General features: G+C 67.4%; 19 protein-coding genes. 9 read left to right on the forward strand and 10 right to left on the reverse strand.

Features of this window, described 5'->3' with window-relative positions:
• Positions 1 to 9 precede the first annotated feature (9 nt).
• Complete coding sequence (locus HDC94_RS11850; RefSeq protein ID WP_179497807.1) at positions 10 to 1,446, forward strand: HNH endonuclease signature motif containing protein; 1,437 nt, start codon at positions 10 to 12, stop codon at positions 1,444 to 1,446.
• On the opposite strand, the gene HDC94_RS11855 is transcribed toward HDC94_RS11850, so the two are convergent.
• On the reverse strand, positions 1,328 to 2,494 hold the full coding sequence (locus HDC94_RS11855) for a DMT family transporter (RefSeq protein ID WP_179497808.1): 1,167 nt from the start codon (positions 2,492 to 2,494) through the stop codon (positions 1,328 to 1,330). The two genes, HDC94_RS11850 and HDC94_RS11855, sit on opposite strands and share 119 nt — an antisense overlap.
• Before the next feature lie 102 nt (positions 2,495 to 2,596).
• Here HDC94_RS11855 and HDC94_RS11860 point away from each other — a divergent pair, with 102 nt between their 5' ends.
• The gene (locus HDC94_RS11860) at positions 2,597 to 3,148 is read left to right on the forward strand and encodes a CGNR zinc finger domain-containing protein (protein ID WP_179497809.1); all 552 of its coding nucleotides are present in this window, start codon (positions 2,597 to 2,599) and stop codon (positions 3,146 to 3,148) included.
• Between the two features lie 401 nt (positions 3,149 to 3,549).
• On the opposite strand, the gene gatA is transcribed toward HDC94_RS11860, so the two are convergent.
• From gatA to HDC94_RS11900, 8 genes are all read right to left on the reverse strand, one after another.
• Positions 3,550 to 5,043 (reverse strand): Asp-tRNA(Asn)/Glu-tRNA(Gln) amidotransferase subunit GatA, encoded by a 1,494-nt coding sequence (gene gatA / locus HDC94_RS11865; RefSeq protein WP_179497810.1) that lies wholly within the window; start codon positions 5,041 to 5,043, stop codon positions 3,550 to 3,552.
• Positions 5,040 to 5,339, reverse strand: coding sequence for an Asp-tRNA(Asn)/Glu-tRNA(Gln) amidotransferase subunit GatC (gatC, locus tag HDC94_RS11870; protein ID WP_179497811.1), 300 nt, complete (start codon positions 5,337 to 5,339; stop codon positions 5,040 to 5,042). The genes gatA and gatC overlap by 4 nt, the downstream gene beginning before the upstream one ends.
• 35 nt (positions 5,340 to 5,374) lie before the next feature.
• On the reverse strand, positions 5,375 to 6,706 hold the full coding sequence (locus tag HDC94_RS11875; protein ID WP_308495714.1) for an alpha/beta hydrolase: 1,332 nt from the start codon (positions 6,704 to 6,706) through the stop codon (positions 5,375 to 5,377).
• 215 nt (positions 6,707 to 6,921) lie between these two features.
• Positions 6,922 to 9,165, reverse strand: coding sequence for an NAD-dependent DNA ligase LigA (gene ligA / locus HDC94_RS11880; RefSeq protein ID WP_218870939.1), 2,244 nt, complete (start codon positions 9,163 to 9,165; stop codon positions 6,922 to 6,924).
• Between the two features lie 177 nt (positions 9,166 to 9,342).
• Positions 9,343 to 10,446 (reverse strand): tRNA 2-thiouridine(34) synthase MnmA, encoded by a 1,104-nt coding sequence (gene mnmA / locus HDC94_RS11885; protein ID WP_179497815.1) that lies wholly within the window; start codon positions 10,444 to 10,446, stop codon positions 9,343 to 9,345.
• A 45-nt stretch (positions 10,447 to 10,491) separates the two neighbouring features.
• Positions 10,492 to 12,120 carry a cell wall-binding repeat-containing protein gene (locus HDC94_RS11890; protein ID WP_179497817.1) on the reverse strand — a complete coding sequence of 543 codons (1,629 nt, stop codon included), beginning with the start codon at positions 12,118 to 12,120 and terminating at the stop codon, positions 10,492 to 10,494.
• 116 nt (positions 12,121 to 12,236) lie between these two features.
• Entirely contained in the window at positions 12,237 to 13,868 is a 1,632-nt protein-coding gene (locus HDC94_RS11895) for a cell wall-binding repeat-containing protein (protein ID WP_179497819.1), read from the reverse strand.
• Between the two features lie 118 nt (positions 13,869 to 13,986).
• A complete protein-coding gene (locus HDC94_RS11900) occupies positions 13,987 to 15,132 on the reverse strand; it encodes a cysteine desulfurase family protein (protein WP_179497821.1) in 1,146 nt (381 codons plus the stop codon).
• 19 nt (positions 15,133 to 15,151) lie between these two features.
• On the opposite strand from HDC94_RS11900, the gene glgX reads away from it, so the two are divergent.
• The 7 genes from glgX (at position 15,152) to ybaK (ending at position 21,962) form a co-directional block, all read left to right on the forward strand.
• Positions 15,152 to 17,227, forward strand: coding sequence for a glycogen debranching protein GlgX (gene glgX, locus HDC94_RS11905; protein ID WP_179497823.1), 2,076 nt, complete (start codon positions 15,152 to 15,154; stop codon positions 17,225 to 17,227).
• A gap of 54 nt (positions 17,228 to 17,281) precedes the next feature.
• Positions 17,282 to 17,815, forward strand: coding sequence for a hypothetical protein (locus HDC94_RS11910; protein ID WP_179497825.1), 534 nt, complete (start codon positions 17,282 to 17,284; stop codon positions 17,813 to 17,815).
• Positions 17,803 to 18,564 (forward strand): PKD domain-containing protein, encoded by a 762-nt coding sequence (locus tag HDC94_RS11915; RefSeq protein ID WP_179497827.1) that lies wholly within the window; start codon positions 17,803 to 17,805, stop codon positions 18,562 to 18,564. The genes HDC94_RS11910 and HDC94_RS11915 overlap by 13 nt, the downstream gene beginning before the upstream one ends.
• Positions 18,565 to 18,607: 43 nt before the next feature.
• On the forward strand, positions 18,608 to 19,219 hold the full coding sequence (locus HDC94_RS11920; RefSeq protein WP_179497829.1) for a TetR/AcrR family transcriptional regulator: 612 nt from the start codon (positions 18,608 to 18,610) through the stop codon (positions 19,217 to 19,219).
• Positions 19,220 to 19,235: 16 nt separating this feature from the next.
• Entirely contained in the window at positions 19,236 to 20,891 is a 1,656-nt protein-coding gene (locus HDC94_RS11925; RefSeq protein WP_179497831.1) for an MDR family MFS transporter, read from the forward strand.
• A 118-nt stretch (positions 20,892 to 21,009) separates the two neighbouring features.
• A complete protein-coding gene (locus HDC94_RS11930; protein ID WP_179497833.1) occupies positions 21,010 to 21,456 on the forward strand; it encodes a hypothetical protein in 447 nt (148 codons plus the stop codon).
• 29 nt (positions 21,457 to 21,485) lie between these two features.
• Complete coding sequence (ybaK, locus tag HDC94_RS11935; protein ID WP_179497835.1) at positions 21,486 to 21,962, forward strand: Cys-tRNA(Pro) deacylase; 477 nt, start codon at positions 21,486 to 21,488, stop codon at positions 21,960 to 21,962.
• Between the two features lie 8 nt (positions 21,963 to 21,970).
• Here ybaK and glgP read toward each other — a convergent pair whose 3' ends face one another.
• The gene (gene glgP, locus HDC94_RS11940) at positions 21,971 to 24,523 is read right to left on the reverse strand and encodes an alpha-glucan family phosphorylase (protein ID WP_179497838.1); all 2,553 of its coding nucleotides are present in this window, start codon (positions 24,521 to 24,523) and stop codon (positions 21,971 to 21,973) included.
• Positions 24,524 to 24,565: the final 42 nt, after the last annotated feature.

A 24,565-nucleotide genomic window follows, 5' to 3' on the forward strand; every position in this document is an offset into this window, starting at 1 on the left:
AATGGATGCATGACCCTCTCCACCGCTTCGTATGCCGCTCTGGCAGACCTCGCGGTGCCTTTTGCGCCCCCATCGCCTCATGGTCTCGACGACTCCGAGCTCCTTGCACTGAAGCGTGAGCTTGCCGAGATCCGTCGGCGATTGGATGCAGCAGATTCCGCAGTGTCTGCGGAGATCGCCAACCGCTCACGCCCCGAACTCGGCTACGACGGCCTGGCGCAGCGGCTCGGCGCGCGCACCCCGGAGAAGCTCATTCAGCGCGTGGCAGGAGTCACCGCTCGCGACGCGCGCACGCAGATTCGGGTGGGTGGCCTTGTGGCGTCGTTGACGGATGACGCGCCTCCTGCCGAGCCATGGCTGCGCCCCGTCGCGGCGGCCGTTGCCGCTGGCGACCTGTCGCTCGACGCGGCGGACGCGATACGAACCGGGCTGGGAAAGCCCGGTTCGGGAGTGACTGTCGCGGCTCTCTCGGACGCCGTCGAGCGACTCCTGCACTACGCACGGGAGCTCACCATCGAGAAGCTCGGTGCTCGGGCTCGGGAGATCCGCGCATCGCTCGACGCTGAGCACGTCGCCGAGCGAGAGGAGCTGCTTCGGTCGCAGAGGTATCTGCATCTCGTCCCGTTGTCGACCGGCATGACGCGACTCGACGGCTTGCTCGACCCGGAGTCCGCGGCACAGGTCACCGCCGTGTTCGACGCGGCCACCTCACCCCGCCGCGGCGGGCCGCGTTTCGTGGACCCCACTGCCGCGGCGGCGCAAGCGGACGCCCTCCTCGAGGATTCGCGCACGACCGAGCAGATCGCGCTCGACACCTTCGTCGAACTGCTGCGCCTCGGCACGCTCGCCGACGTCACAGCGTTCATCGGTGCCCGCAAGCCAGCAGTGCAGGTTCTTGTCACCCAGGCGGACCTCGACCGGCAGGCTGGGGTGGCCTTCATCGAAGGGCAGAGCGAAGCGCTCAGCACCCAGACCGCGAAGCGGCATGTGTGCGAATCGGGCTCGCTGCCGATCCTGATGGAGAGCGGCCAGGTGCTGAACCTTGGTCGTGAGCTTCGGCTCTACAACCGCAAGCAACGGATGGCGCTTGCAGCCCGCGATGGCGGATGCATCTGGCCCGGTTGTGACCGACCACCATCGTGGTGTGAAGCGCATCACATCGTGGAATGGTCCCGCAACGGTCGCACCGACATTGCCGATGGAGTACTGCTCTGCAAACACCATCACCTCCTGGTGCACAACAACGGGTGGCAGATAATCCGTCGCGGCAGCCAGTACGCGATTGTGCCGCCCGCGGCCATCGATCCGAGTCGAACTCCGCGAATCGTCAGGACGAAGAGTCCTGCGATGAGACGACTGGAATCGCTGCAGAAGCACCCGCCGGCGCGGACTCTGGCCGATCCGCCGCCTCCGCCGCAGCAAGCACGGGAGCTGGTGTCGGTATGAGAGAAGTGTTGTCGGTGCCCGGGATTGCCTGCGCCTTGTCATCCACCGAACCGGGCTCGAGGGGCACATCGGCCTGCTTCTCCGAGCGCACCAAGGCGATGCCCCCGAGGATCGCTACGCCTCCGAGCAGTTGCAGAAGGGTGAGCGCCTCGCCGAGCAGCATCCACGCGAAGATCGAGGCGAACACCACCTCGAGCAGGCCGACGAACGACATGAGGCGGGAGCCCAGCATCTCGGATGCCGCGATGCTCGTCACGTACGCAACCGCAGTGCCGACCACCCCGACGAAGACCAGCGGCAGCCACCACGCGACGTCAGCACCGAACAACGAAACATCATCGAAGTCCATGCTGAAGGGCACGAGACCCACGAGACCGGTGACACCAAGTACGACCGAACCGAGGAGAAGGCCGAACGCGGCGAAGGCCACCGGCGGAAGACCGTCGCTCGGGCGGGCCGCGATGAGGTAGTAGATCGCGCATCCCACAGCCGCCAGGCCGGCGAAAACCAGACCCAGACCATCCGAGGCCCCCAAGGAACCAGGACCGATGACCATCACGAGACCACTGATCGCGACTGCAGACCCCACGAGCACGACGGCCTTCGGCGCGCGACGCGTGGAGACCCACACGAATCCGACGAGCAGCAGCGGGGCGAGGTACTCGATCAGCAGCGCGGTGCTCACGGGGATGCGCTGGAGGGAGGCGAAGTATGCGAGTTGCGTGCCCGCGACGCCGATGAGGCCCATGCCGACGATGCGCCAGCGAGCACGCCACACCGAATCCCAGCGGCCACGCAGCGCGACGAGCGCGACCGGGAGTAGAACGATCGCCCCAATGCCGGCGCGGATCGTGACCGCCGCCGCTGGGCTCCACCCGGACTCGAGGAGCGGCTTCAGGAAGGCGCCGGAGGTGGCGAACGTGAGCGAGGCGATCACGCCGATGATGAGGCCGCGGGTAGTGCGGGGCAGGCCAGTGCCGGTGGTTACCGGAGTCGCCAGACGCGTGCTGGAGTGAACGACGGCGGCACGCGAAGCAGGAGAACTCATGGCGACCTCACGAAGGTGACAGGGGTGGCGTTGCCCACCGCATGTAATGACCGAAACTGACTACGCTCATGACAGTAGACTCGTGACAGATAAGGAGTCAAGTTGCATTTTGCCCCTGACAGCGAAGACACGCTCGAGTTCATCGTCGCGCTCGGAAACACACACCCGAGCGCCTCTCGCAGCGGGGAGGACGAGCTCGCCACGCCCGAGCAATTGGGGGTGCTCCTGACCGAGAACGTCTACTCCGGTCGTATCGACGGCGACGAGCAGGAGCTGCGCGAAGTCCAGGAGACTCGTGACCTGTTGCGGCGGCTCTGGAGCCTCGATCGGGATGACGCGGCCCGACAGATCAACCTCATGCTCGCGGAAGCGAAGGCCATGCCGTACCTCACCCGACACGACCACTTCGACTGGCACCTCCACGCCACGTCCAACGATGCGCCGCTCGCCGAACGCATCCGGGTGGAGGCGGCGCTGGCTCTCGCCGACATGATCCGATCTGACGAAACGGGACGCATGCGAGTCTGCGAAGCGGACGACTGCACGGGACTGCTGCTCGACCTGTCGCGCAACGGATCGAAGCGGTTCTGCAGCGTCCGCTGCGGCAACCGGATGAACCAGCTGGCGTTCCGAGAGCGCGCCCAGGAGCGCTAGCGGGCCGAGGTGCGGTGGAGGGCTCGAGAGCAGCAACGGGCTCAGGAGCGTAGCGGGGCGCAGGGGCGGTAGCGGGGCTCCGCCTTCACGGAGGTGAGGTTTCGAGACGCGACCTGCGGTCGCTCCTCAACCAGCAGCTACGGCAGCCCCGAGCCCCACCAGTGGACACCAGCCACGCATCAACTCGAGCAGCCGCAGCGAAGCCCGGCGCCCCGCAAGCCCAGCACCGCAGAACCGCGGGTTCAGCAGCCGCAGCGAAGGCCCGCACCCCACCACTGCGGGTTCAGCAGCCGCAACGACGCCCGGCACCCCACCACTGTGGGTTGAGTAGCCGCGGCGAAGCCCGGCGTATCGAAACCTCCCGTCCGCGACACCTACACCGCGGACAAGTCGCACCAGGGCTACAGCTTCGGCGCCTGCGCGAGCAGCGAACCGCCCCAACCCTCCTCGAGCAGACGTTCGAGAGTGGCACCGAAACGGTAGAGCCGAGCATCCTCACGCGCCGGCGCCATGATCTGGAAGCCGACCGGCAAACCATCCTCCGGAGCCAGACCAATCGGCAGGCTCATACCGGGGATACCAGCAAGGTTCGCGGGGATCGTGGTGACGTCGTTGAGGTACATGGCCAGCGGGTCCGCGAGCTTCGCACCGAACTCGAACGCTGTCGTCGGCGCGGTCGGCGAGACGAGAACGTCCGCCTGCTCGAACGCCGCCGAGAAGTCACGCTGGATGAGAGTGCGCACCTTCTGGGCACTCCCGTAGTACGCGTCGTAGTACCCGGCCGACAGAGCGTAAGTACCGAGGATGATGCGACGCTTCACCTCAGGCCCGAAGCCGGCCTCGCGAGTGGCGGCCATGACATCCTCGACCGTTCCCGCAACCTTCGCGCGCATACCGAAGCGCACCGAGTCGAACTTGGCCAGGTTGCTGGATGCCTCGGCCGGAAGAATCACGTAATACGCAGCCACCGCGTACTCGAAGTGGGGCGCACTAACCTCCACGATCTCCGCACCATTCGCCGTCAGCAACTGCAACGCCTCGTGGAACCGCTGCGACACACCAGCCTGGAAACCGGGGCTGTCGAGCTCCTTCACCACACCAACACGCAGACCCTTGAGCGAATCCGCACGAGCACCCTCACGGGCGATCGCCGCGAACGACGGCCACTCGTCGGTGAGCGACGTCGAGTCGCGCGGGTCGTGCCCTCCGATGACGTCGTGGAGCAGCGCGGCATCCAGAACCGAACGCGACACCGGGCCCACCTGGTCCAGCGACGACGCCAAGGCGATCGCGCCGTAACGGGAGACACCACCGTAGGTCGGCTTGACACCCACGGAACCTGTAACGGCCGCGGGCTGACGAATCGAGCCACCCGTGTCGGAGCCGAGAGCCAGCGGCGCCTCGAATGCGGCAACCGCCGCAGCGGAACCACCGCCCGAACCGCCGGGGATCCTGTCGAAGTCCCACGGGTTCTTCGTCGGGCCGTACGCGGAGTGCTCCGTCGAGGAGCCCATCGCGAACTCGTCCATGTTCGTCTTGCCCAGGGCGATGAGGCCACCGGCCTTGAGCTTGGCGACCGTCGTCGCGTCGTAGGGCGGGATCCAGCCCTCGAGGATCTTCGACCCCGAGGTCGAGGGCATCCCGATCGTGCACAGGACGTCCTTGATCGCTACGGGGACACCGGCCAGCTCGGGAAGGGACTCACCCGATGCACGACGCTCATCGATGGCCGCGGCATCCGCCAGCGCGGTCTCTGAGACGTGGAGGAAGGCGTGAACGTCGCCGTCAACCGCCGCGATGCGATCGAGGTGCGCCTGCGTGGCCTCCACCGACGACACCTCGCCGGAGGACAGCTTCTGGGCGAGCGACGCAGCCGACTCGTAGATGAGGCTCACTGCTCCTCCCCCAGGATCGCGCTCACGACGAAACGACTGCCGTCGTGTTCGGGGGCACCGGCCAGCGCCTCCTCGGTGGTGAGGGTCACGCCCGGCACATCGGGCCGGAAGACGTTGACGAGGGGAATCGGATGACTCGTCGCTGGCACATCCGGGGTGGCAACTTCGCTGACCTTCGCGACGTTGTCCACAATCGCGCCCAGCTCACCGGTGAGAGTCTCGATCTCTTCGGGAGTGAGGGCGATGCGGGCGAGGCCTGCGAGGTGCGTAACGGTCTGGGGTGTTATCTCGGACACCGCACAAGTCTACGGTGGGCGGGATGCCCGCCCCGCTACTTCCGGGCGCCGCTCGCGCTCACGACCGCCGGCGTGGAGTTTCCCGTCACGAGATCGCCGCGGCCGATGGAGATCAGAGCGAAGTTGCGCATGCTCTCGGTGCCGGCCGTGAAGTACTCGTTGTGGCCGGTCGAGCCGAGAAGCGCGGTGTGGGTGATGGGGTCTGTCCCACCCGAGACGCTCATCGACTTGGCACCGTACGACGCGGCCCCGGGATCGCTGCCGAAGTAGGCGCTGTTCGGGATGGGGTCCCACGGCGCCTCCCCCACCCACACGTTCTTGTCGCGCACGTTGAGCTCGTCCACCGAGCGTGCCGGGCTGCCGGGTGACCCGACGAGCGCGAGTGCATCGATCTGGAAGTCGTACTCGGCGAGGGCGAGCAGCGCGGCCGTGGACCCGTAGGAGTGGGCGATGACGGAGACGTACGGCTCGTCAGCGGAACGCAGCGCCTGCAGGCCCTCGATCGACCTCGCCAACGTGTCCCGGCCGATCTCGGCGTTGCCGATGCCGCCGACGTTGGTGAGGTTGGGCGTCGGGTAGCCGATCCAGGCGATGGTCGCGACCGAGCTGTCCCTCTCGCCCAGACGGTCGAGCCACTGCAGCTGCTCGGTGTACAGGTCACTGGCGGCCTTGGACCAGTCCGACATCTGATTCTCGATCGTGAAGAACATGCCCGGCACGAGGTAGGTCACGTAGTCCGCTTCGCGGAGGTCACCGAGAATGATCGCGGCGCGGCCCTGCCCCGTGACGTCGAGGCTCAGGAGAGTTCGCGGCGCTGCCGTGTCCTCCACGTTGAGCGCGGTGGAGATGGAGTCGAGCATCACGAGCTGGCGCTGGGCGAGGTCCACGACCGTTCGGCCAGTGTCGGGCTGCGCGATCACGGCGTTGAGGTCGTTGATGGTTGCCGTGAGGAAGGCCCGGTTCGCTTCATCCCGAAACTGGTAGGGAATGCCCTCGAGGTTGCCGACGAGTTGTGGGCTTGCTGCCATCACCGCATCGCGGTGCTCGTCGCCCATGGCACCCCACCACATGGTGACCTCCTGGGCCGCGGGCGGTTGCGCGAGAAGACTGTCGACTGCTGCAGGGTTTGCGTGGAGGAACTCCGTCACCTGCGGCGCGCTCAGGAGGGTGAGTTCCTGGAGCAATCTTGTACCCCGGAGCTGCACGCTCGCGCCGGGGTCCGGACCGATGAACGGTCCGGGAACGCTCGCCTGCGGAGTTCCGAGTCGGATCGGCGAGGTGAGACTGTAATTTCCCCCGTTAACGGAGGTGGACACCACCGAATAGGCGGGCGAGGGCAGGCTGAACGCCTCGGTGGCGGATCCCACCGAGGTCGACAGTAGCGCTGCAATCTCGAACAGCAATTTGGCCAGTCCCCTTGCCCACGGTCGCTCACAAGAAATGCCCAGAAATGGGCGACCACCCCCTCATGGTAGGGGATAGACCACCCCGTATGGGGTACGGAATGTTTCGGGCGTAAAAACATTCCTCGGTTTGTGAACGCACACAACGCAATACGTCGGTCAGGGGCGCTCCCGACGACTCAATCGAGCGCTGACGGCCCTCCAGCCAGCAGTTTTGCGAATTCCTCAGCATTGATGATTCGCACGCCGAGTTCCTCGGCTTTGCCGAGCTTCGAGCCAGCTCCTGGGCCCGCCGCGACGAAGTCCGTCTTCTTGCTCACGCTCGATGCGGCTTTGCCGCCTGCCGCAACAATTGCCTCGATCGCACCTTCGCGGGTGAACCCGTCCAGCGACCCCGTCGCAACCACCGTCAGGCCCGAGAGCGGACCCTCCGTGTCGGCCGCAGCACCGGGCCCCGGATGCCCAGGAGTGGTGAACTGTACCCCGGCGGCAGCCCACGCTGCGACGATCTCCTGGTGCCAATCGACGGCGAACCAATCGATGAGGGCGTCGGCGATGATGCCGCCGACACCGTCCACGGCGGCGAGCTCGTCACGTGATGCTGAACGGATCGCATCGAGCGACCCGAAGTACCCCGCGAGCGCCCGCGCGGCCACGGGCCCGACGTGCCGAATGGAGAGCGCCACGAGGAACCGCCACAGCTCCTTGGTCTTGGCGATCTCGATGTTCTCGAGCAGCGTCGTCGCTGCGGCGGACGGCAGCACGAGACGGTAGTCCTTGCGGATGCCCTGGCGACGGCGCTCGGCAGGGTCCATGTCCTCCGTGCCGGGTGGATAGGTGAGCTCGACCCGCTGGAACGGGGTGCGACGCTTGGCCGCGCCATCCTCGTCCTCCTTGGGGAGCCCGGTCTCGGCGTCGCGAACGATGACCTCGATCGGGAGGATCTCCTCAAGCGTGAGGTCGAAGAGGCGTGCCTCGTTCACGAGCGGCGGCACCTCGGGCACGAGTGGCTGCGTGAGGGCAGCGGCACCCACCTCGCCGAGACCCTCGATGTCGAGCGCTCCCCTGCTGCCGACGTGCTCGACGCGTCCGCGAACCTGCGCTGGGCACGCTCGAGTGTTGGGGCAACGGAGGTCGATGTCACCCTCCTTGGCAGGAGCGAGTCGCGTTCCGCACTCCGGGCAGAACTCGGGCATCACGAACGCGCGCTCAGTGCCGTCACGCAACTCGACGACGGGCCCGAGCACCTCGGGGATCACGTCACCCGCCTTGCGCAGCACAACGGTGTCACCGATGAGCACACCCTTGGCCTTGACGACATCCTGGTTGTGCAGCGTCGCCTGACGAACGACGGAACCGGCGACCCGGGCTGGCTCCATCACGGCGAAGGGCGTCGCCCGCCCCGTGCGACCGACCGAGACCACGATGTCGAGCAGCTTGGTATTGACCTGCTCCGGCGGGTACTTGTAGGCGATCGCCCAGCGGGGAGCACGGGATGTCGCGCCCAGCTCCTCGTGGAGGGCGAGCTCGTCGACCTTCACCACGATGCCGTCGATCTCATGCTCGACGCTGCCGCGGTGCTCGCCGTAGTACTCGATGAACTCGACAGCCTCGGCCGCGGTGTGCCGCACCGAGAAGTGGCTGCTGGTGGGGAGTCCCCACCCCTTGAGCAGGCCGTACACCTCACTCTGGGAGGCGACGGGCGGGTCGGGCCAGGCGCCGATGCCGTGGACGAGCATCCGCAGCCTCGACAGCCTGCGGTGCATCAGGTCGAGGCCGGCCTCTGACTTGCCCTCCGCCTTCTGGCGCAGTGACCCGGATGCCGCGTTCCGGGGGTTCGCGAAGATGCGCTCGCCCGCCGCCGCCTGCTCGGCGTTGAGCTGCTCGAATGCCTCGACCGGGAAGAAGATCTCCCCGCGCACCTCGACGAGCTCGGGATGCCCGGAACCCTCCAGCCGCGTCGGGATACCGGGCACGAACTGCACGTTCTCGGTGACGTCCTCCCCCACGACGCCATCGCCACGGGTGGCCGCACTCGTGAGGCGACCGTTCTCGTAGCGCAGGTTGATGGCGAGCCCGTCGATCTTGAGCTCGCACAGGTAGTCGACGCTCCTGCCGGAGTCGCGCTCGACCTTGGCGGCCCAGGCGAGGAATTCGTCGATGCTGAAGACGTTGTCGAGGCTCAGCATGCGCTCGGCGTGGCGCACGGGGTCGAAGAGTTTCGCGGCGCGCCCACCCACTGTCTGGGTCGGGCTGTCCTGCCCCTGCAACTCCGGGAAGGCTCGCTCGAGTTCTTCGAGCGAGCGCATCATGCCGTCGTACTCCGCATCGCTGACGAGCTCCTCGTCGCGCTCGTAGTACGCGTCACGCAGTTCGAGGATGCGCGTGGTCAGCCGATCGACCTCTGCCTTCGCCGCAACCAGCTCAGGGTTGGCGTGCTGGGCGACCTGGTCGGTGCTCGATGACTCGGTGCTAGCTGACTCCGTGCTCGCTACCGGCCCAGTGCTCTCGTGAGTGTTCCCTGCCACGCGCCCAGCCTAGGGCCGCCCACCGACCTCGGCGCGGGGCTTGACCGCACCAGGCGACGTGGGCAATGACCGTCAGGCCGTCGGCACCGGAACTGCCGAGACCGTGCGATCGATCGTGAACTGGCCAAGCACACGGGTTCCCACGTAGATCACCGCGGTCTGCCCCGGCGCGACGCCGCCCAGCGGCTCTCCGGGCGTCACGACGACCTCGTCGTCGAGTACGCGAGCCGTGGCATCCACCGGGTCGGCGTGGGCCCTGATCTGCACCTCGCAGGCGAATTCTGTCTGGGTGGGCGGTACACCGGCCCAACTGAACCGCGAGCCCGCGATCTCCGCGACGGCGAGCGCCTCGCGTGGCCCGACGACGACCTCGTTGGTCTTCGGGCGCACCTCGAGGACGAACCGCGGCTTGCCATCGTCGGCCGGGAAGCCGATGTTGAGGCCCTTGCGCTGCCCGACGGTGAAGGCGGCGGCACCCTCGTGGGTCCCGAGAACGGCGCCGGTGCGGTCGAGGATCGCGCCCGGCTCTGCCCCGACCTTGTCGGCGAGCCAGCCGCGGGTGTCGCCGTCGGGGATGAAGCAGATGTCGTGCGAGTCCGGCTTGGCCGCGAGCAGGAAGCCCCGCTCAGCGGCCTCCGCGCGAACCTCGGCCTTGCTCGGGGTCGCGCCGAGCGGGAACATCGCATGCGCGAGCTGGTCGGCGGTGAGCACACCCAGCACGTATGACTGGTCCTTCGCCCAGGCGGCGGCACGGTGGAGCTCACGATTGCCCTGCTCGTCGAACTGGATGGTCGCGTAGTGACCGGTCGCGACAGCGTCGAATCCGAGCGCGAGGGCCTTGTCGAGGAGGGCCGCGAACTTGATGCGCTCGTTGCAGCGCATGCAGGGGTTCGGCGTGCGGCCGGCGGAGTACTCGGCGACGAAGTCATCCACCACGTCGGCCTTGAACCGCTCGGAGAAGTCCCACACGAAGTACGGGATACCGATCTGGCCAGCGACGCGCTGCGCATCCATCGAATCCTCGATGGTGCAACATCCGCGTGCGCCCGTGCGGAGGGTTCCGGGCTGGCGGCTGAGCGCCAGGTGCACGCCGACGACATCGTGTCCGGCATCCACCGCGCGCGCTGCAGCGACGGCGGAGTCAACCCCGCCACTCATCGCCGCCAGAACCTTCATGGCATCCAGTCTACGAGCGGCCGCCAGGGCACTCCCTGTCAGCGATCAACAAGCAGGGCTGCCGAGGATGTCACCGACCGTCGTCGTGCCGCCGAGAATGTAGATCTCCGCGGGCTTGACCCGTGCGATCTCGTCGAACACGGCCTGCGGCACGCAGTCCGGCCGCACGAGGTAGATCGGGGACCTGAAGCTCTCATATCCGGCGAGCGCCGACCCGGCGAGGGCATCCGGGAAGTCCGTGCCCGTGGCGAGGAACACCGCATCGGCGAGACGAATCGACCCCTGCGCGAGAAGCACCGATGTCGTGTACCGGTTGTTGCCCGACCGACGGTATACCTCGGTCACGGATGCCGCGGACCGCAGCGACGCCTCGATGCCCGCCGAGATCGTCCCCTCGCTGCCGGCGATCACGACCTTCGAGACACCCAGCCCCTGGAGGGCCGCGAGGGTGTCGGCGTCACTTGTCGCCGCAGCACCGTTGACCAGGAGCACGGGCCCACCCTCGACGGCGGCAGCAGGTCCGGCGCTGAGGGCGTCGGGGAAGTTGGCCCCGGTCGCAATGTACGCGGTGTCGGCGCCATCCCCGAAGATCGTCTGCGCGACGAGCCGGGAGGTGGCGTACCGATCAGGCCCCGCAATGCGAACGACACCGACGTTGGCGTACGGTGCGAGTTGCGCCTCGACGGCAGCACTGATCGAGGGCGTTCCGCCGACGATGTAGATCGTGTCGGGGTCCATCGAGCTGAGCTTGGTGGTGATCTCGGGCGCGAGCGAATCCGCTCGGGTGAGGAGCACGGGTGAACCCAGGTGAGCGGCGGCCGGCCCAGCACTGAGGGCATCGGCATAACCGGTGCCGTTGACGATGAACACCGAGTCCGGGTTGGCGAAGTCCGGGTTCACCCCGGCGATGAGGGCGCTCGTCGCGTAGCGGTTGCTCCCGGCGACGCGCGCCACCTTGCGACCGTTCGAGGGGAGTGTCGCGTCGCGCCCCGAAACGGTGCCCGTTCCCGAGATCGTGACGAGCTGAGCCTCTGCCCAGAAGGTCTTGTTCTGCCAGTACCGCGTCGAGATCAGCTGGTTGTCGCTCTGGGGTGCGAACCGCAGTAGGTACTGGCCACTCGCGAGGCCCCGGATCGTGTACGCGCCGGAGCTGTTGGCGTTGGCCCAGCGCGAGAAGCGCTCCCACTGCCCGGTGACGGAGTTCTTGAGGAACGCCGCTGCCGCCCCCTTGTCGGTCGAGGAGCCGGTCGTGATGGTGCCGCTGATCGACCCGCCTGCCGCGAGCGTCACGTTCACACCGGTGACCGCCGCAGCACCGAGCGTGAGAATGTTCGATTCACTCTCGAGCGAACCGCCTCCCCACCACGCCGCGGCGTAGGTGCTCGCCTGGTCCTCGGGGGCGAAGCGCACGCGGTACGTGCCCTGTTCGAGCCCCGTGACGGAGTAGGCGCCGGAGGAGTTCGTGAGCGCGGTGCCCGCGGCATCCCCACTCCCCCACAGCGGGAAGAACGTCACCCGAATGTTCGCGAGCGGCCCGGATGTCGCGGACACGGTGCCGCTGACTGCACCTCCCACGGCCGCAGCCGCCGGTGTTGCCGCCAGGATGCCACCCAGCACCATCGCGAACGTTGCCGTCGCGGCAACCAGTCTCGTCCGTGCTCCACGTGTGCGCATTCGCCGGTCCCCCTCGGTCCTGTAGCTCACAGGGGGCATCCCCCTCGTTTCAGGCTACTTCGCGCGGGGGCGGGAGGGTCCGATCATCGTCGGCCAGTCTGCGACCGGCGGACCGGTCAGCAGGGAACGCCGTTGACGACTCCCTGCCCGATCGTGGGCTCGCCGCCGAGGATGTAGATGTCCGACGGCTTGAGACGGGCGATCTCCTCATTGACACCGGCTGGAACGCAGTTGGTGCGAACAAGCAGGATCGGCGAGCGCCAGGCCGGGTGGCCGGCGAGCGCCGCTCCTGCGAGCGCATCCGGGAATCCAAGTCCGGTGGCGAAGAAGACACCGTCCGTCATCGGGAACGAGCCCTGCGAGATCAGGAGGGAGGTCTCGAAGCGGTTGGCGCCCGCCCTGCGGTACACCTCATCGAGGAAGTCGGTGCCGCGCAGTTCCGCCTCGATGGCACCCGACACGGACGGGGCACCGCCGGCGATCACGACTTTGGAGACCCCCAGCCCGTCAAGCAGCTCGAGAGTCTCGCCACCCACAGAAGAGTTCGCCCCGGGCACCAGGATGACGGGACCGTGTTCATTCGCCGCTGCGGGCCCCGCGCTCAGCGCGTCAGGGAAGTTGACACCGGTAGCCAGGTACGCGGTGTCGGCACCTGTGCCATCGAAGAAGATGTTGGCGATGAGGCGCGACGTCTCGTATCGGTTCGCGCCTGCGATCCTGACCACCTGGTCTGAGGCGTACCCCTGCAGCTGGTTCTCCACCGTCTGGCTGATGGTCGGGGTTCCCCCGATGATGAAGATGTACTCGGGTTCGAGTTCTGCCAGGCGCTCCGCGACGACGGGCGACAGTGAGTCGGGGGCCGTGAGTAGGAGCGGCGAGGCAATGTGCGCTGCCGCGGGACCGGCGCTCAGTGCATCCGGGAAGTTGGTGCCGCTCACGATGAACACGGCATCGGCCGTGTCCCATTGGCCGTACGAGATGGAGACTCCGGTGGCGTAGCGGTTCGCTCCGGCAATCCGCAGCAGGTCGATGGGGCCCGCGGCGAGAGAGGCGTTGTACCCGGTGAGGTCCGCGTCGCTCTCGATGACGACCGGTGTGCTGTTGGACCAGTACTCCTCATCATCCCAGTACTCCGTGGAGAGGAGCACGCTGTCGCCCTGTGCGGCGAAGCGGAGCAGGTACGTGCCATCGCCCAGCCCGTTGAGCAGGTAGTTGCCACTCGAATCGGCGTTGGCCCACCGCGAGTAGCGCTCCCACTCGCCGGTGGCGGGATCCCAGAGGAAGGCTGCCGCTGCTCCACGGTCCGTGGACGACGCCGAGGTGATGGTGCCGCTGATGCTTCCGCCCTGGGGGATCACCACGTCGTCCAACTCGACGTTGGAGGCACCCACCGTGAGGACGGTCGAGTCGGACTCGTGCAGGAAACCGCCCAGCCACACGTCGGCGTAGGGCGTTGTCGGGTCGAGCGAACGGAAGAGCACGCGGTAGTCGCCCTGCTCCAGCCCGCTGACGGAGTAGTGGCCGTCATCGATGGGCGTCGAGGTCGGGGTTCCGGCACCCCACAGCGGGAAGAACATCGCCTCACCCGAGTACGTCGGAAGGGTCTCGCCGTACTCGAGCAACACCCGTCCTGAGACGGTGCCTCCCACGGCGGCGTTGGCTGGCGCTCCGACAAGGATGGTTCCGAAGGTCAGGGCGATGGCCGTGGTGATCGCGATGAGCGCACGTCGCTGTACTCGTGAAGACATGGTGGGTTACTTCTCCCGTCGGGTAGCGCACCTCAACGGAAGTGACTGATCCACACGCTAACAGTGAAACGCTCTCGCCGAAAAGTGGTCGCGTGTTACCGGTACGTGAACTCTCGAGCTAGGCCATCCCGGCCCGGCGAGCGCGCTCCACCGCGTCGGGGAGGGCGCCGATGAGGGCGTCGATCTCGGCCGCCGTTGTCGTGTGACCGAGGGTGAACCGCAGGGCGCCGCGCGCGTCGGTCTCGCTGAGTCCCATCGCGAGAAGAACATGGGATGCCTCGGGCACCCCCGCCTGGCATGCCGAGCCCGTCGAGACACTGAAGCCAGCGGCATCCAGCAGGTACAGCAGGGAGTCACCCTCGCAGCCGGGGAACGTGAAGTGCGCGTTGCCCGGCAGCCGCTCGGTCGGGTCGCCGCGGAGGATCGCCTCCGGGACCACTCGCTGGACCCCTGCGATCAGCCGATCGCGGAGCGCGCGCACCTCGCCCGAATGGGTCCGGCGCGCGCCCTCGGCCGCCGCGAGCGCGACCGCGAAGGCATGCGCTCCCGCGGCATCCATGGTGCCCGAGCGGGACCGCTGCTGGTTGCCCCCGTGCACGAGAGGAGTGATGGATGCCCCGCGCCCGATCACGAGAGCCCCCACGCCGACCGGCCCCCCGACCTTGTGCGCCGAGATGCTCAGGGCGGCTGCCCCCGTCGCGCGGAAGTCGACAGGCACCGAACCCAGGGCGGACACCGCGTCCACGTGGACCGGAACGCCGTGAGCGGCGGCGAGGGCGACGATCTCGTTCACGGGCTGGAGAGTTCCGACCTCGTTGTTGGCCAGCAGGGTGGTGACGAGAGCGACATCGGGGCCGAGCGCCGCGGCAAGGGCGTCGAGATCGATGCGGCCCGTGGCATCCACCGGGATCCACTCCACCACGGCACCCTCGTAGCGTTCGAGCCACTCGATCGAGTCGATGGTCGCATGGTGCTCCGCCCGTGTCGACAGGATGCGCGTGCGACCTTCCCCGGCCGCCCAGAAGAGGCCCTTGATGGCGAGATTGATCGACTCGGTGCCGCCGGAGGTGAAGGTCACCTCCATCGTGTCGGCACTCACCGCCTCGGCGATCGTGTGCCTGGCGTTCTCGAGCATGCCGCGCACCGCCTGGCCCTGCGAATGGATCGAGGAGGGGTTGCCAGCCACCATGAGGGCGGAGGTGTACGCCTCCAGCACCTCGGGCGTCATGGGGGTCGTTGCTGCGTGGTCAAGATAGATCGCCACGTTCATTACTCTAGAACGCATGCCAGACGCCCTGTCCGACCTCGGAGTGCGCCTGACGTCGCGCGGTGGGCAGCTTCGCGTCTGGTCGGCTAACGCCACCGCGATGGAGCTCTGCATCTTCGACGAGAAGGACAGCACCTGGGTCGCAAAAACCCTCCCGATGACGCAGAACGGCGAGGTCTGGTCGGTCACGACCAAGTACCTCACCCCCGGCACCCAGTACTCCGTGCGGGTGAGCGGACCGACCGGCCCGGGGCACGACTTCGACCCCACCACCCACCTCATCGACCCATACGCGCGGGGACTCGCACGAGCCTCCAACGGTGTGTGGCGCGGCTACGTGCAGGAGCCCGACTCGTTCGACTGGGGTTCCTCGACTAAACCCGGCATCCCCATGGACCACACGGTGCTCTACGAGGCGCACGCCAAGGGCATCTCCAAACTCAACCCCGATGTGCCCGAGGAGCTCCGCGGCACGTACGCGGGTCTCGCGCATCCCTCGACGATCGCCTACCTGAAGGACCTCGGCGTGACGACGGTCGAGCTGCTGCCGGTGCAGGCGTTCGTGAGCGAGCAGCGCCTCATCAAGCAGGGCCTCATCAACTACTGGGGATACAACACCCTCAACTTCTTCACGCCGCATGCCGCGTACGCCTCGCGCGATGCGCAGTTCGGCGGCACGGGAGCCGTGCTGCGCGAGTTTAAGGGCATGGTCAAGCTGCTGCACGAGGCCGGCCTCGAGGTCGTGCTCGACGTCGTCTACAACCACACGGCCGAGGAGGGACCCACCGGCCCCACGACGTCGTTCCGCGGCATCGACAACAAGAGCTACTACCGGCAGACCGCCGACGGCGACTACGTCGACACCACGGGATGCGGCAACTCCGTGAACACCGCGACGCCAGCCGTTCAGCGGCTCATCCTCGACTCCCTCAAGTACTGGACGAACGACCTCCAGATCGACGGGTTCCGCTTCGACCTCGCCGCAGAACTCGGGCGGGACGCCAACCACGAGTTCCAGCCCGACCACCCGCTGCTGCTCGCGATCCGGGATGACCCGGAGCTGCAGAACACCAAGATCATCGCCGAACCCTGGGACGTGGGCATGGGCGGATGGCAGGTCGGCAACTTCCCCGGTGTGAGCGAGTCAGGCCGCGGCTGGTCCGAGTGGAACGACGGATACCGCGACCGGATGCGCGACTTCTGGCTCACCGACATCGGTGCCGCTCGCGCCAACGGCACGGCGCCCAACGGCATCGGGTCGCTGGCGCGACGGCTTGCGGGGTCTGCACACGTGTTCTCGCAAGAGCGGGGGCCGGTGGCATCCGTCAACTTCATCACCGCCCACGACGGTTTCACGATGGCCGACCTCACCGCCTACAACCAGAAGCACAACATGGGCAACGGTGAGAACAACCGCGACGGCACCGACAACAACCACTCGTTCAATCACGGCGTCGAGGGGCCGACGAAGGATGCCGCGATCATCGACTCGCGACGCAAGGCGATGCGCAACCTCCTCGGCACACTGCTGCTGTCGGCGGGTGTTCCGATGCTCACCGCCGGCGACGAGTTCGGACGCAGCCAGCGCGGCAACAACAACGCCTACTGCCACGACAGCGAGCTGACCTGGCTGCCGTGGAAGCACGACCCCTGGCAGGAGGACCTGCTGCAGGTCGCCCGGGACCTCATCCGGTTCCGGCGGGAGAACCCTGCGCTGCGCCCGGTGCGGTACGGGCGTTGGGGCGAGACCGTGCCGAGCGCGACGCAGATGGACTGGTTCAACAAGCAGGGCGTCTCCATGTCGGAGAAGGACTGGGACTCGCCGGAGGAACGCACGCTGCAGTACCTCGCGGCCTCCACGCCCGAGTTCGAGGACTTCAACCGGATCCTGCTCATCGTGCACGGCCTCGAGGACGACGTGGACGTCGTGCTTCCGGCGCACGAGGGTGTGGCCGGGTACTCGTTGCTGTGGGACTCGTCCGTCGAGGAGCATGCCGACCCGCTCGTCGACTACCTGCCGGGTTCGCTGCGCAGGGTGTCGGGAGCCTCGATGCAGCTCCTCAGAGCGCACGGCGCGGACTCCACGGTCTGACCCTCCTGTGGAAAGCCGGGCGCACACAGCGCTGTGCTGGCCTAGCGTTCCCGGATGCGACTGCTGCACCTCACCCTCCCGATAGCCCTACTCGCGCTGCTGAGTGCGTGTGTGCCGACGCGCGCGGCCGCCCCGACGCCCACGGATGCCGCGACAGAGGCGCCACTCTTCGCGACGGACGAGGAGGCGCTGGCCGCAGCGGAGGAGGTGTATCGGGAGTACTCGCTGCAACTCCGATCAGTCTCATCTGGCGCTGACACTGGGCTAGACGGCATTCGCGCGCTAACGACCGCCGATTGGTTCGAGATTCAACAGCGCGTCTATGAAGAAGCTCGGTTGAGTGGTCGACACACTGAGGGTGAAACACCGTTGGTGGCTTTTCGTCTCCAGCAGATTGATCCGCCAAATCTCACTGCCTATGCCTGCCACGACTACGGCGAACTAAAGGTGATCGACGCCTCGGGGATTGACATCACGCCTCCGCGCGATAGGTATGCGGTCTTCGAGGTGACGCTCTCTCAGACGCCGGACTCCTTCGTGATCTCGAAGAACGAGCTTTGGAGGACGGGGTCGTCATGTTCCTCTTAGCGTTCATCATCCTCGCGACCAGCGGTGGTTGCGGGGACCTAGGTTTCGATCTAAGCCTCTGCACCTCCGGGTCCATCGGCAGCGACAGCGTCACGCTTGACGGCACCCTCACCGCCCCCGGGACCGATCCCGACACCGAGTCGGACCGGACCGTGGACGTCGACGGCGGAGACAGCGACGGCGACCCCAACACTTTCTGCATGGATCGCGTCGGTGACCTCACGTGCTGGTCCGTCACCCCGCCGACTGAGGCGGCAACCGCGCCCATCACCCTCGCGGATATCGCACAGTTCCGGCCGGTGGTGGGTGATCACGTGATGGAACCGGACGGATGGGCGGTCGCTGGACTGCCCGCGAATGTGTGGTCCGGGGCATCCGTTCATTCGGTGGACGGGACCCTCCTCGGTGGAGCGGCCACCGTTCGCTTCACGCCCGTCGCGTGGCGCTGGGACTACGGCGATGGTTCGCGAGCGACACTCGCGACCGGCGGCAGCCCCTGGACGACGACAGGCGGGCGGGAGTTCTCCGCGACGCCCACCAGTCACGTCTTCGCCCGCGAGGGCACATTCGGGGTCACGCTGACCGTCGACTTCCGGGCCGAGTATCGCGTGGGCTCGGGTGGTTGGATTCCCATCGCGGGAACTCTCGCCGTTCCGGCACCCACCGTGCAGGTCACGGTCGCGCGCGCCTCGACGGTGCTCGTCCAGGGTGCGTGTTCCGCGCGGCCACGAGCGCCCGGATGCCGTTGACTCCCAATTGCACTCTCGGTTCAATCGTGCAATACTGCACTCTGTGCCCAATAGTGCAACCACTCCCCGCAGCGTCGAACGTCGGCAGCAGACCGCTCGGCAGCTCACCTCCGTGAGCCGCCGATTGACCGCGGAGCGGGGACTGGCCGGGTTCACTGTCGAGGAAGTCTGCGCAGAGGTGGGCGTCTCGCGACGCACCTTCTTCAACTACTTCCCCTCCAAGGAGGAGGCAGTTGTCGGCGTCAGCGAGGACGGCATCATGGAGCAGCTCGCGGTGCAGTTCCTCGACCGCCCATCCCGCGGCTGGTCCGCCGTGCTCGATGATCTCGTGGATCTCGCCGCCGACCATGCGAACACCGTGGGCCTCGGCGCCGATGATCATGCCGAACTCATGCGGGTGCTCGACAGGGAGCCGCGCATCCTCGCCCGCTTCATCGGCCTCTCCCGTCAGCGCGATCAGCAGATCCTCGAGCTCATCGCCCACCGCGAGGGCGTCCCCACCGACGACCGGCGCGCCAGGGCGACACTTGACCTCTTCACCACGGTCATTCGCTCCACGGGCGAATGCCTCCCCGATCCCGAGGTTGCTGCCGATTTCGGCACGGCCCTCCACAGGACCGTCGCCGTCATGCGCGGCATCCTCACCGACAACTGACCCGAAAGGCTCTCCCGTGACATCCGTTGCCCCCGCCCCGCTGCTTCTCACGAAGCGGCGGATCTGGATCATCTTCGGCGCGCTCATCGCCGGCATGCTTCTGTCGAGCCTCGACCAGACCATCGTGTCGACGGCCATGCCGACGATCGTCGGCCAGTTGGGCGGCGTCGAGCACCAGGTCTGGCTCACCACGGCCTACCTGCTCGCCACCACGATCGTGATGCCGGTCTACGGCAAGTTCGGCGACGTGCTCGGTCGGCGCAACCTCTTCCTCATCGCGATCGCGCTGTTCACGATCGCCTCGGCGGGTGCCGCATTCTCGACCGATTTCACGCAGCTCATCATCTGGCGGGCAGTCCAGGGTCTCGGCGGCGGCGGTCTCATGATCCTCTCCCAGGCGATCATCGCCGACATCGTGCCAGCGTCCGAGCGTGGCAAGTACCTCGGCCCGCTCGGCGCGGTCTTCGGCCTCTCGGCCGTCGGCGGACCGCTGCTCGGCGGCTTCTTCGTCGATCACCTCACCTGGCAGTGGGCGTTCTACATCAACATCCCGGTCGGTATCGCGGCATTCGCCATCGCGTGGTTCACCCTGCGGCTCCCGAGCAAGAAGGCGACCGCGCCCATCGACGTCCTCGGTGTCATCCTCCTCTCCGCGTTCACGACGTGCCTCATCTTCTTCACTGACTTCGGCGGTGACGCCGACCAGGGCTGGGACTCCCCCATCACGTGGCTGTTCGGCGCCGGGATGCTCGTCGCAGCGCTCCTCTTTGTGCTCGTCGAGGCACGCGCCAAGGATCCGATCATCCCGCTGCACCTCTTCAAGAATCCGATCTTCGTCAACGCGACCGCGATCGGTCTGACCCTCGGGCTCGGCATGTTCGCGGCCATCGGTTTCGTGCCGACGTTCCTGCAGATGTCGTCCGGAACGTCGGCCGCGGCATCCGGGCTCCTGATGCTGCCCATGATGGTCGGCCTTATCGGCACCTCGATCGCCTCGGGAATCCTCATCACTCGGACCGGTCGCTACAAGCTGTTCCCGATCATCGGCACACTCGTCACGGGAGCCGCGATGGTCGCGATGACGACACTCACCGCCGACACCCCGATCTGGTTGATCTGCGTGTACCTGTTCTTCTTCGGCGCGGGGCTGGGCCTCATCATGCAGGTCGTGGTTCTCGTGGTGCAGAACGCTGTGCCCGCCTCGGAGATCGGCACGGCGACGAGCACCAACAACTACTTCCGCGAGATGGGCGCGTCACTCGGTGTTGCCGTGTTCGGCACGATCTTCACGACGCGCCTCACCGAGAATCTGACCGGGGTCTTTACGGCGGCGGGTGCCAGCGCAGAGGATGCATCGAACTCCACCGCGACGCTCGACCCGCAGACGCTCGCTGCACTCCCCGACGCGGTGCGCGACGGCATCGTCACCGCCTACGCGGACGCGCTCGCTCCCGTGTTCTGGTATCTCCTGCCCTTCATCGGGATCGCGTTCATCCTGTCGCTCTTCCTCAAGGAGATCCCGCTGTCGGACGTGGCCGGATTGGTCGCCCGCGGTGAGGCCATCGGCGGCGAGGAGGCCGAGGCGCTCGAGGCTGCAGCCCACGCGGATGCAGCGGCCGCGGCATCCGCGAAGCCCGACGAATCTGCACCCACGCCCACACCACGCAAGTAGCACCCCGTAAGTAGCACCACGCAATTAGCACCGAGAAGGCAGTTGTGAGCAGGAGCATCTCGCTCCACTGGTCGCAACTGCCTTCTCGTGCCCTCCGCGACACCACTAGGCTCGGCACATGACGTTTGCTCACCGTTGCGCCGCCCTGGTGGTGGCTGGGCTGATGCTGTCCGGATGCTCGGCAGCGGAAACACCCGCCGCCGTCCCTCCCACGACCATGCCGTCGCCAGGAGCCGAGGAAAGCATGCCCACCCTGATCGATGAGGAGTGGGATGTCGTGGTCCGCCGCGAGTTCGCGGGGGTCGAGTGCGTCGCCTACGTGCGCGCGAACGGGGACGGTCCGGACGCGGACTCCGCGAGGGCCTTTCTGCAGGGCGGCGACTGGAGCTCGGTCGAGGTCAGCCTCGACGAGTACTCCGAAGAGGACCTCGATCGCTTCCGGGGAAGGGGCGCTTCCGACGCGTCCCTGCTCGTAAGGCTGATCGCCGACCGCGTCAACCAGGATTTTGCGGACGCTGGCCTGCTGACGGTGGACGTGAGCCTCGAGGGCGAGACACGCTGCTAGCACTCCGAGCGGCTCGGTACTCTGAAGCTATGGCCGCAGGTACCCCAGCCACCGTTGCGCTCACGGCAGCGGGCATCCCGTTCACCGCACACGCCTACGAGCACGATCCGGCGAACACGAACTTTGGACTCGAGGCCGCCGCGGCCCTGGAGCTCGACCCCGAGCAGGTGTTCAAGACGCTTCTTGCGGATGTCGACGGCAAGCTGGTCGTCGGAATCGTGCCCGTGACGGGCAAGCTCGACCTCAAGGCGCTGGCTGCGGCCGTCGGCGGCAAGCGGGCCGAGATGGCCGACCCGAAGCTGGCGGAGCGCCGCACCGGATACGTCGTGGGCGGCATCAGTCCGATCGGCCAGAAGACGGTGCATCCGACCGTGCTGGACGAGACCGCCGAACTCTACGACACGATCTTCGTGAGCGGCGGCAGTCGAGGCCTCGACCTCGAGCTGGCGCCCGCCGATCTCGTGCGCATCACGGATGCCACGATCGCCCCCATCGCGAAGCCCTAGCCGAGCCGCTACCCCGCGACGGCCACCAGCCCGAGCTCTGCGTCGGACGCGAGCAGCGGGTTCTTGGGAACGACGCGCACCGTGTAGCCGAAGCTGCCGGCTCGCTCGAGCGGCACGGTGCCCGCGAACACGGGAGCACCGGCACCCTCAGTGACCGGCAGAAGCGGCTCACGCCGCACCGAGATGAGCTTGTCGCTCGCCTGGGCGCGACCGTAGATGACCTCGACGAGCACATCGTCCGGCGAGAGGCCCGCGAGCTCCACCGTGGCCCGCAGGTGCAGCTCGTCGCCGACCTGCGGCACGGAGTCCACTCCCCCGGACTCGACGTGGGCGACGTGCACCCCGGGCCAGGCGTCCGTCACGCGGGCCTTCCACGCTGCGAGGTCGCGCGCGGGCTGGAAGCCCTTGACGACGATCTCGCGCTCGGCGCGCGCCGCCGGGATGTAGAGGCGCTCGACGTACTCCTTCACCATGCGGTCGGCGGACAGCGACGGCGACAGGGTCGCGAGCGTGTGGCGGATCGACTCCACCCACCGGGTCGGGATGCCGTCCGCGTCCCGGTCGTAGAACCGCGGTGCCACCTGGTGCTCGATGAGGTCGTAGAGCGACTCGGCCTCGAGCTTGTCGCGCTCCTCGCCATCGCCCGCCGAGTCCGCCGACGGGATTGCCCAGCCGTTGTCCTCGTCGTAGTACTCGGCCCACCAGCCGTCGAGGATCGACAGGTTGAGCGAGCCGTTGAGGGCGGCCTTCATGCCGGAGGTGCCGCAGGCCTCGAGCGGACGCAGCGGGTTGTTGAGCCACACATCCGTTCCCGGGTAGAGCACCTTCGCCATGCCGATGTCGTAGTTCGGCAGGAAGACGATGCGCTTGCGCACCTCCGGCTCGGCCGCGAACTCGACGAGCTTCTGGATGAGGCGTTTGCCCTCGTCATCAGCCGGATGCGACTTGCCAGCGATCACGAGCTGGATGGGCCGCTCGGGGTGCAGCAGCAGTGCGCGCAGGCGTTCCGGGTCGTGCAGCATGAGCGTCAGGCGCTTGTAGGTGGGCACGCGTCGGGCGAAGCCGATCGTCAGCACCTCGGGGTCGAGCAGTTCGCTGAACCAGGTCGGGTCTCCCACACCGGGGTTCTGCTCCTGCCACGCGAGCCGCACGCGGCGGCGGGCATCCCGCACCAGCTGGTCGCGCATACGCCCCCGCACCGCCCAGATGTCGGCGTCGCTGACAACGTTCGACATCCAGTCGGCGGTCGTCGTGTCGGAGCTGCCGAACTTCTCGGCGGCGAGCGCTCCGAGGAGCGGGTCGGTCCAGGTGGGCGCGTGCACCCCGTTGGTCACCGACGTGATCGGCACGTCCTCGGCGTCGAACTCCGGCCACAGCACCCCGAACATTCCGCGCGAGACCTCGCCGTGGAGCTTCGAAACGCCGTTGGCGCGCTGCGCCAGGCGCAGGCCCATGACCGCCATGTTGAACTTGGTCGGGTCGCCGCCCTCGTAGTTCTCGGTGCCGAGCGCGAGCACATCCTCCGCGGCGACGCCGGGCAGGAGGTCGGTGCGCGCGTACTTCTCGATGAGGGAGACCTCGAACCGGTCAATCCCGGCAGGGACCGGTGTGTGGGTCGTGAACACCGTGCCGGCACGAACAACCTGGAGCGCCTCGGTGAACGAGAGCCCCTGGCCGATGAGGTCGGAGATGCGCTCGAGCCCGAGGAAGCCTGCGTGGCCCTCGTTGGTGTGGAACACCCCCGGGAAGGGAGTGCCGGTCAGCTCGGTGTACTCCTTGATGGCGCGCACGCCGCCGACGCCGAGCAGCAGCTCCTGGAGGAGGCGGTGCTCGCCACCACCGCCGTAGAGGCGATCGGTCACCCCGCGCAGGGCCTCCCCGTTCTCGGGGATATCGGTGTCGAGCAGCAGCAATTGGATGCGCCCCACCGAGACCTGCCAGATGCGGGCGTACAGCGCCCCACCGTCGGGCAGTGCGAGCACCACCTGGGCTGCGCTGCCGTCGGGATGCCGCAGGACACTGAGCGGCAGGCCGTCTGGGTCGAGCACGGGGTATGACTCGAGCTGCCACCCGTCGCGCGAGATCGCCTGGCGGAAGTAGCCGGCACGGTAGAAGAGCCCGACGCCAATGATCGGCACGCCGAGGTCGCTCGCGGCCTTGAGGTGGTCGCCGGCGAGGATTCCGAGTCCGCCGGAGTACTGCGGCAGTGCGGCGGCGATGCCGAACTCGGGAGAGAAGTACGCGATCGTGGCTGGCGCGTCATCCAGCGACTGGTACCACCGCGGTTCACGCAGGTAGTTGTGGAGTTCGTCACGCAGTTCTGTCGCGGCCTGGACGAACGCCTCGTCGTCGGCGAGTTCCGCGAGACGCTCCGGCCGGATGGCACCGAGCAGCGCGACCGGGTCGTGCGATGTCTCCTCCCACAGCTGCGGATCCATGGATTTGAACAGCTGGCGGGTGGGCTGGTGCCATGAGCGACGCAGGTTGGTGGCGAGTTCCTCGAGCAGTGCCAGACGCTCAGGGAGGACGGTTCGGACGGTAAACCTTCTGATGGCCTTCACCCGTCAACCCTACGGCGACAAAGTTACCGTGGCGTAAAGACC

It is taken from the genome of Leifsonia sp. AK011 (assembly GCF_013410945.1).
Lineage (GTDB): Bacteria > Actinomycetota > Actinomycetes > Actinomycetales > Microbacteriaceae > Rhodoglobus.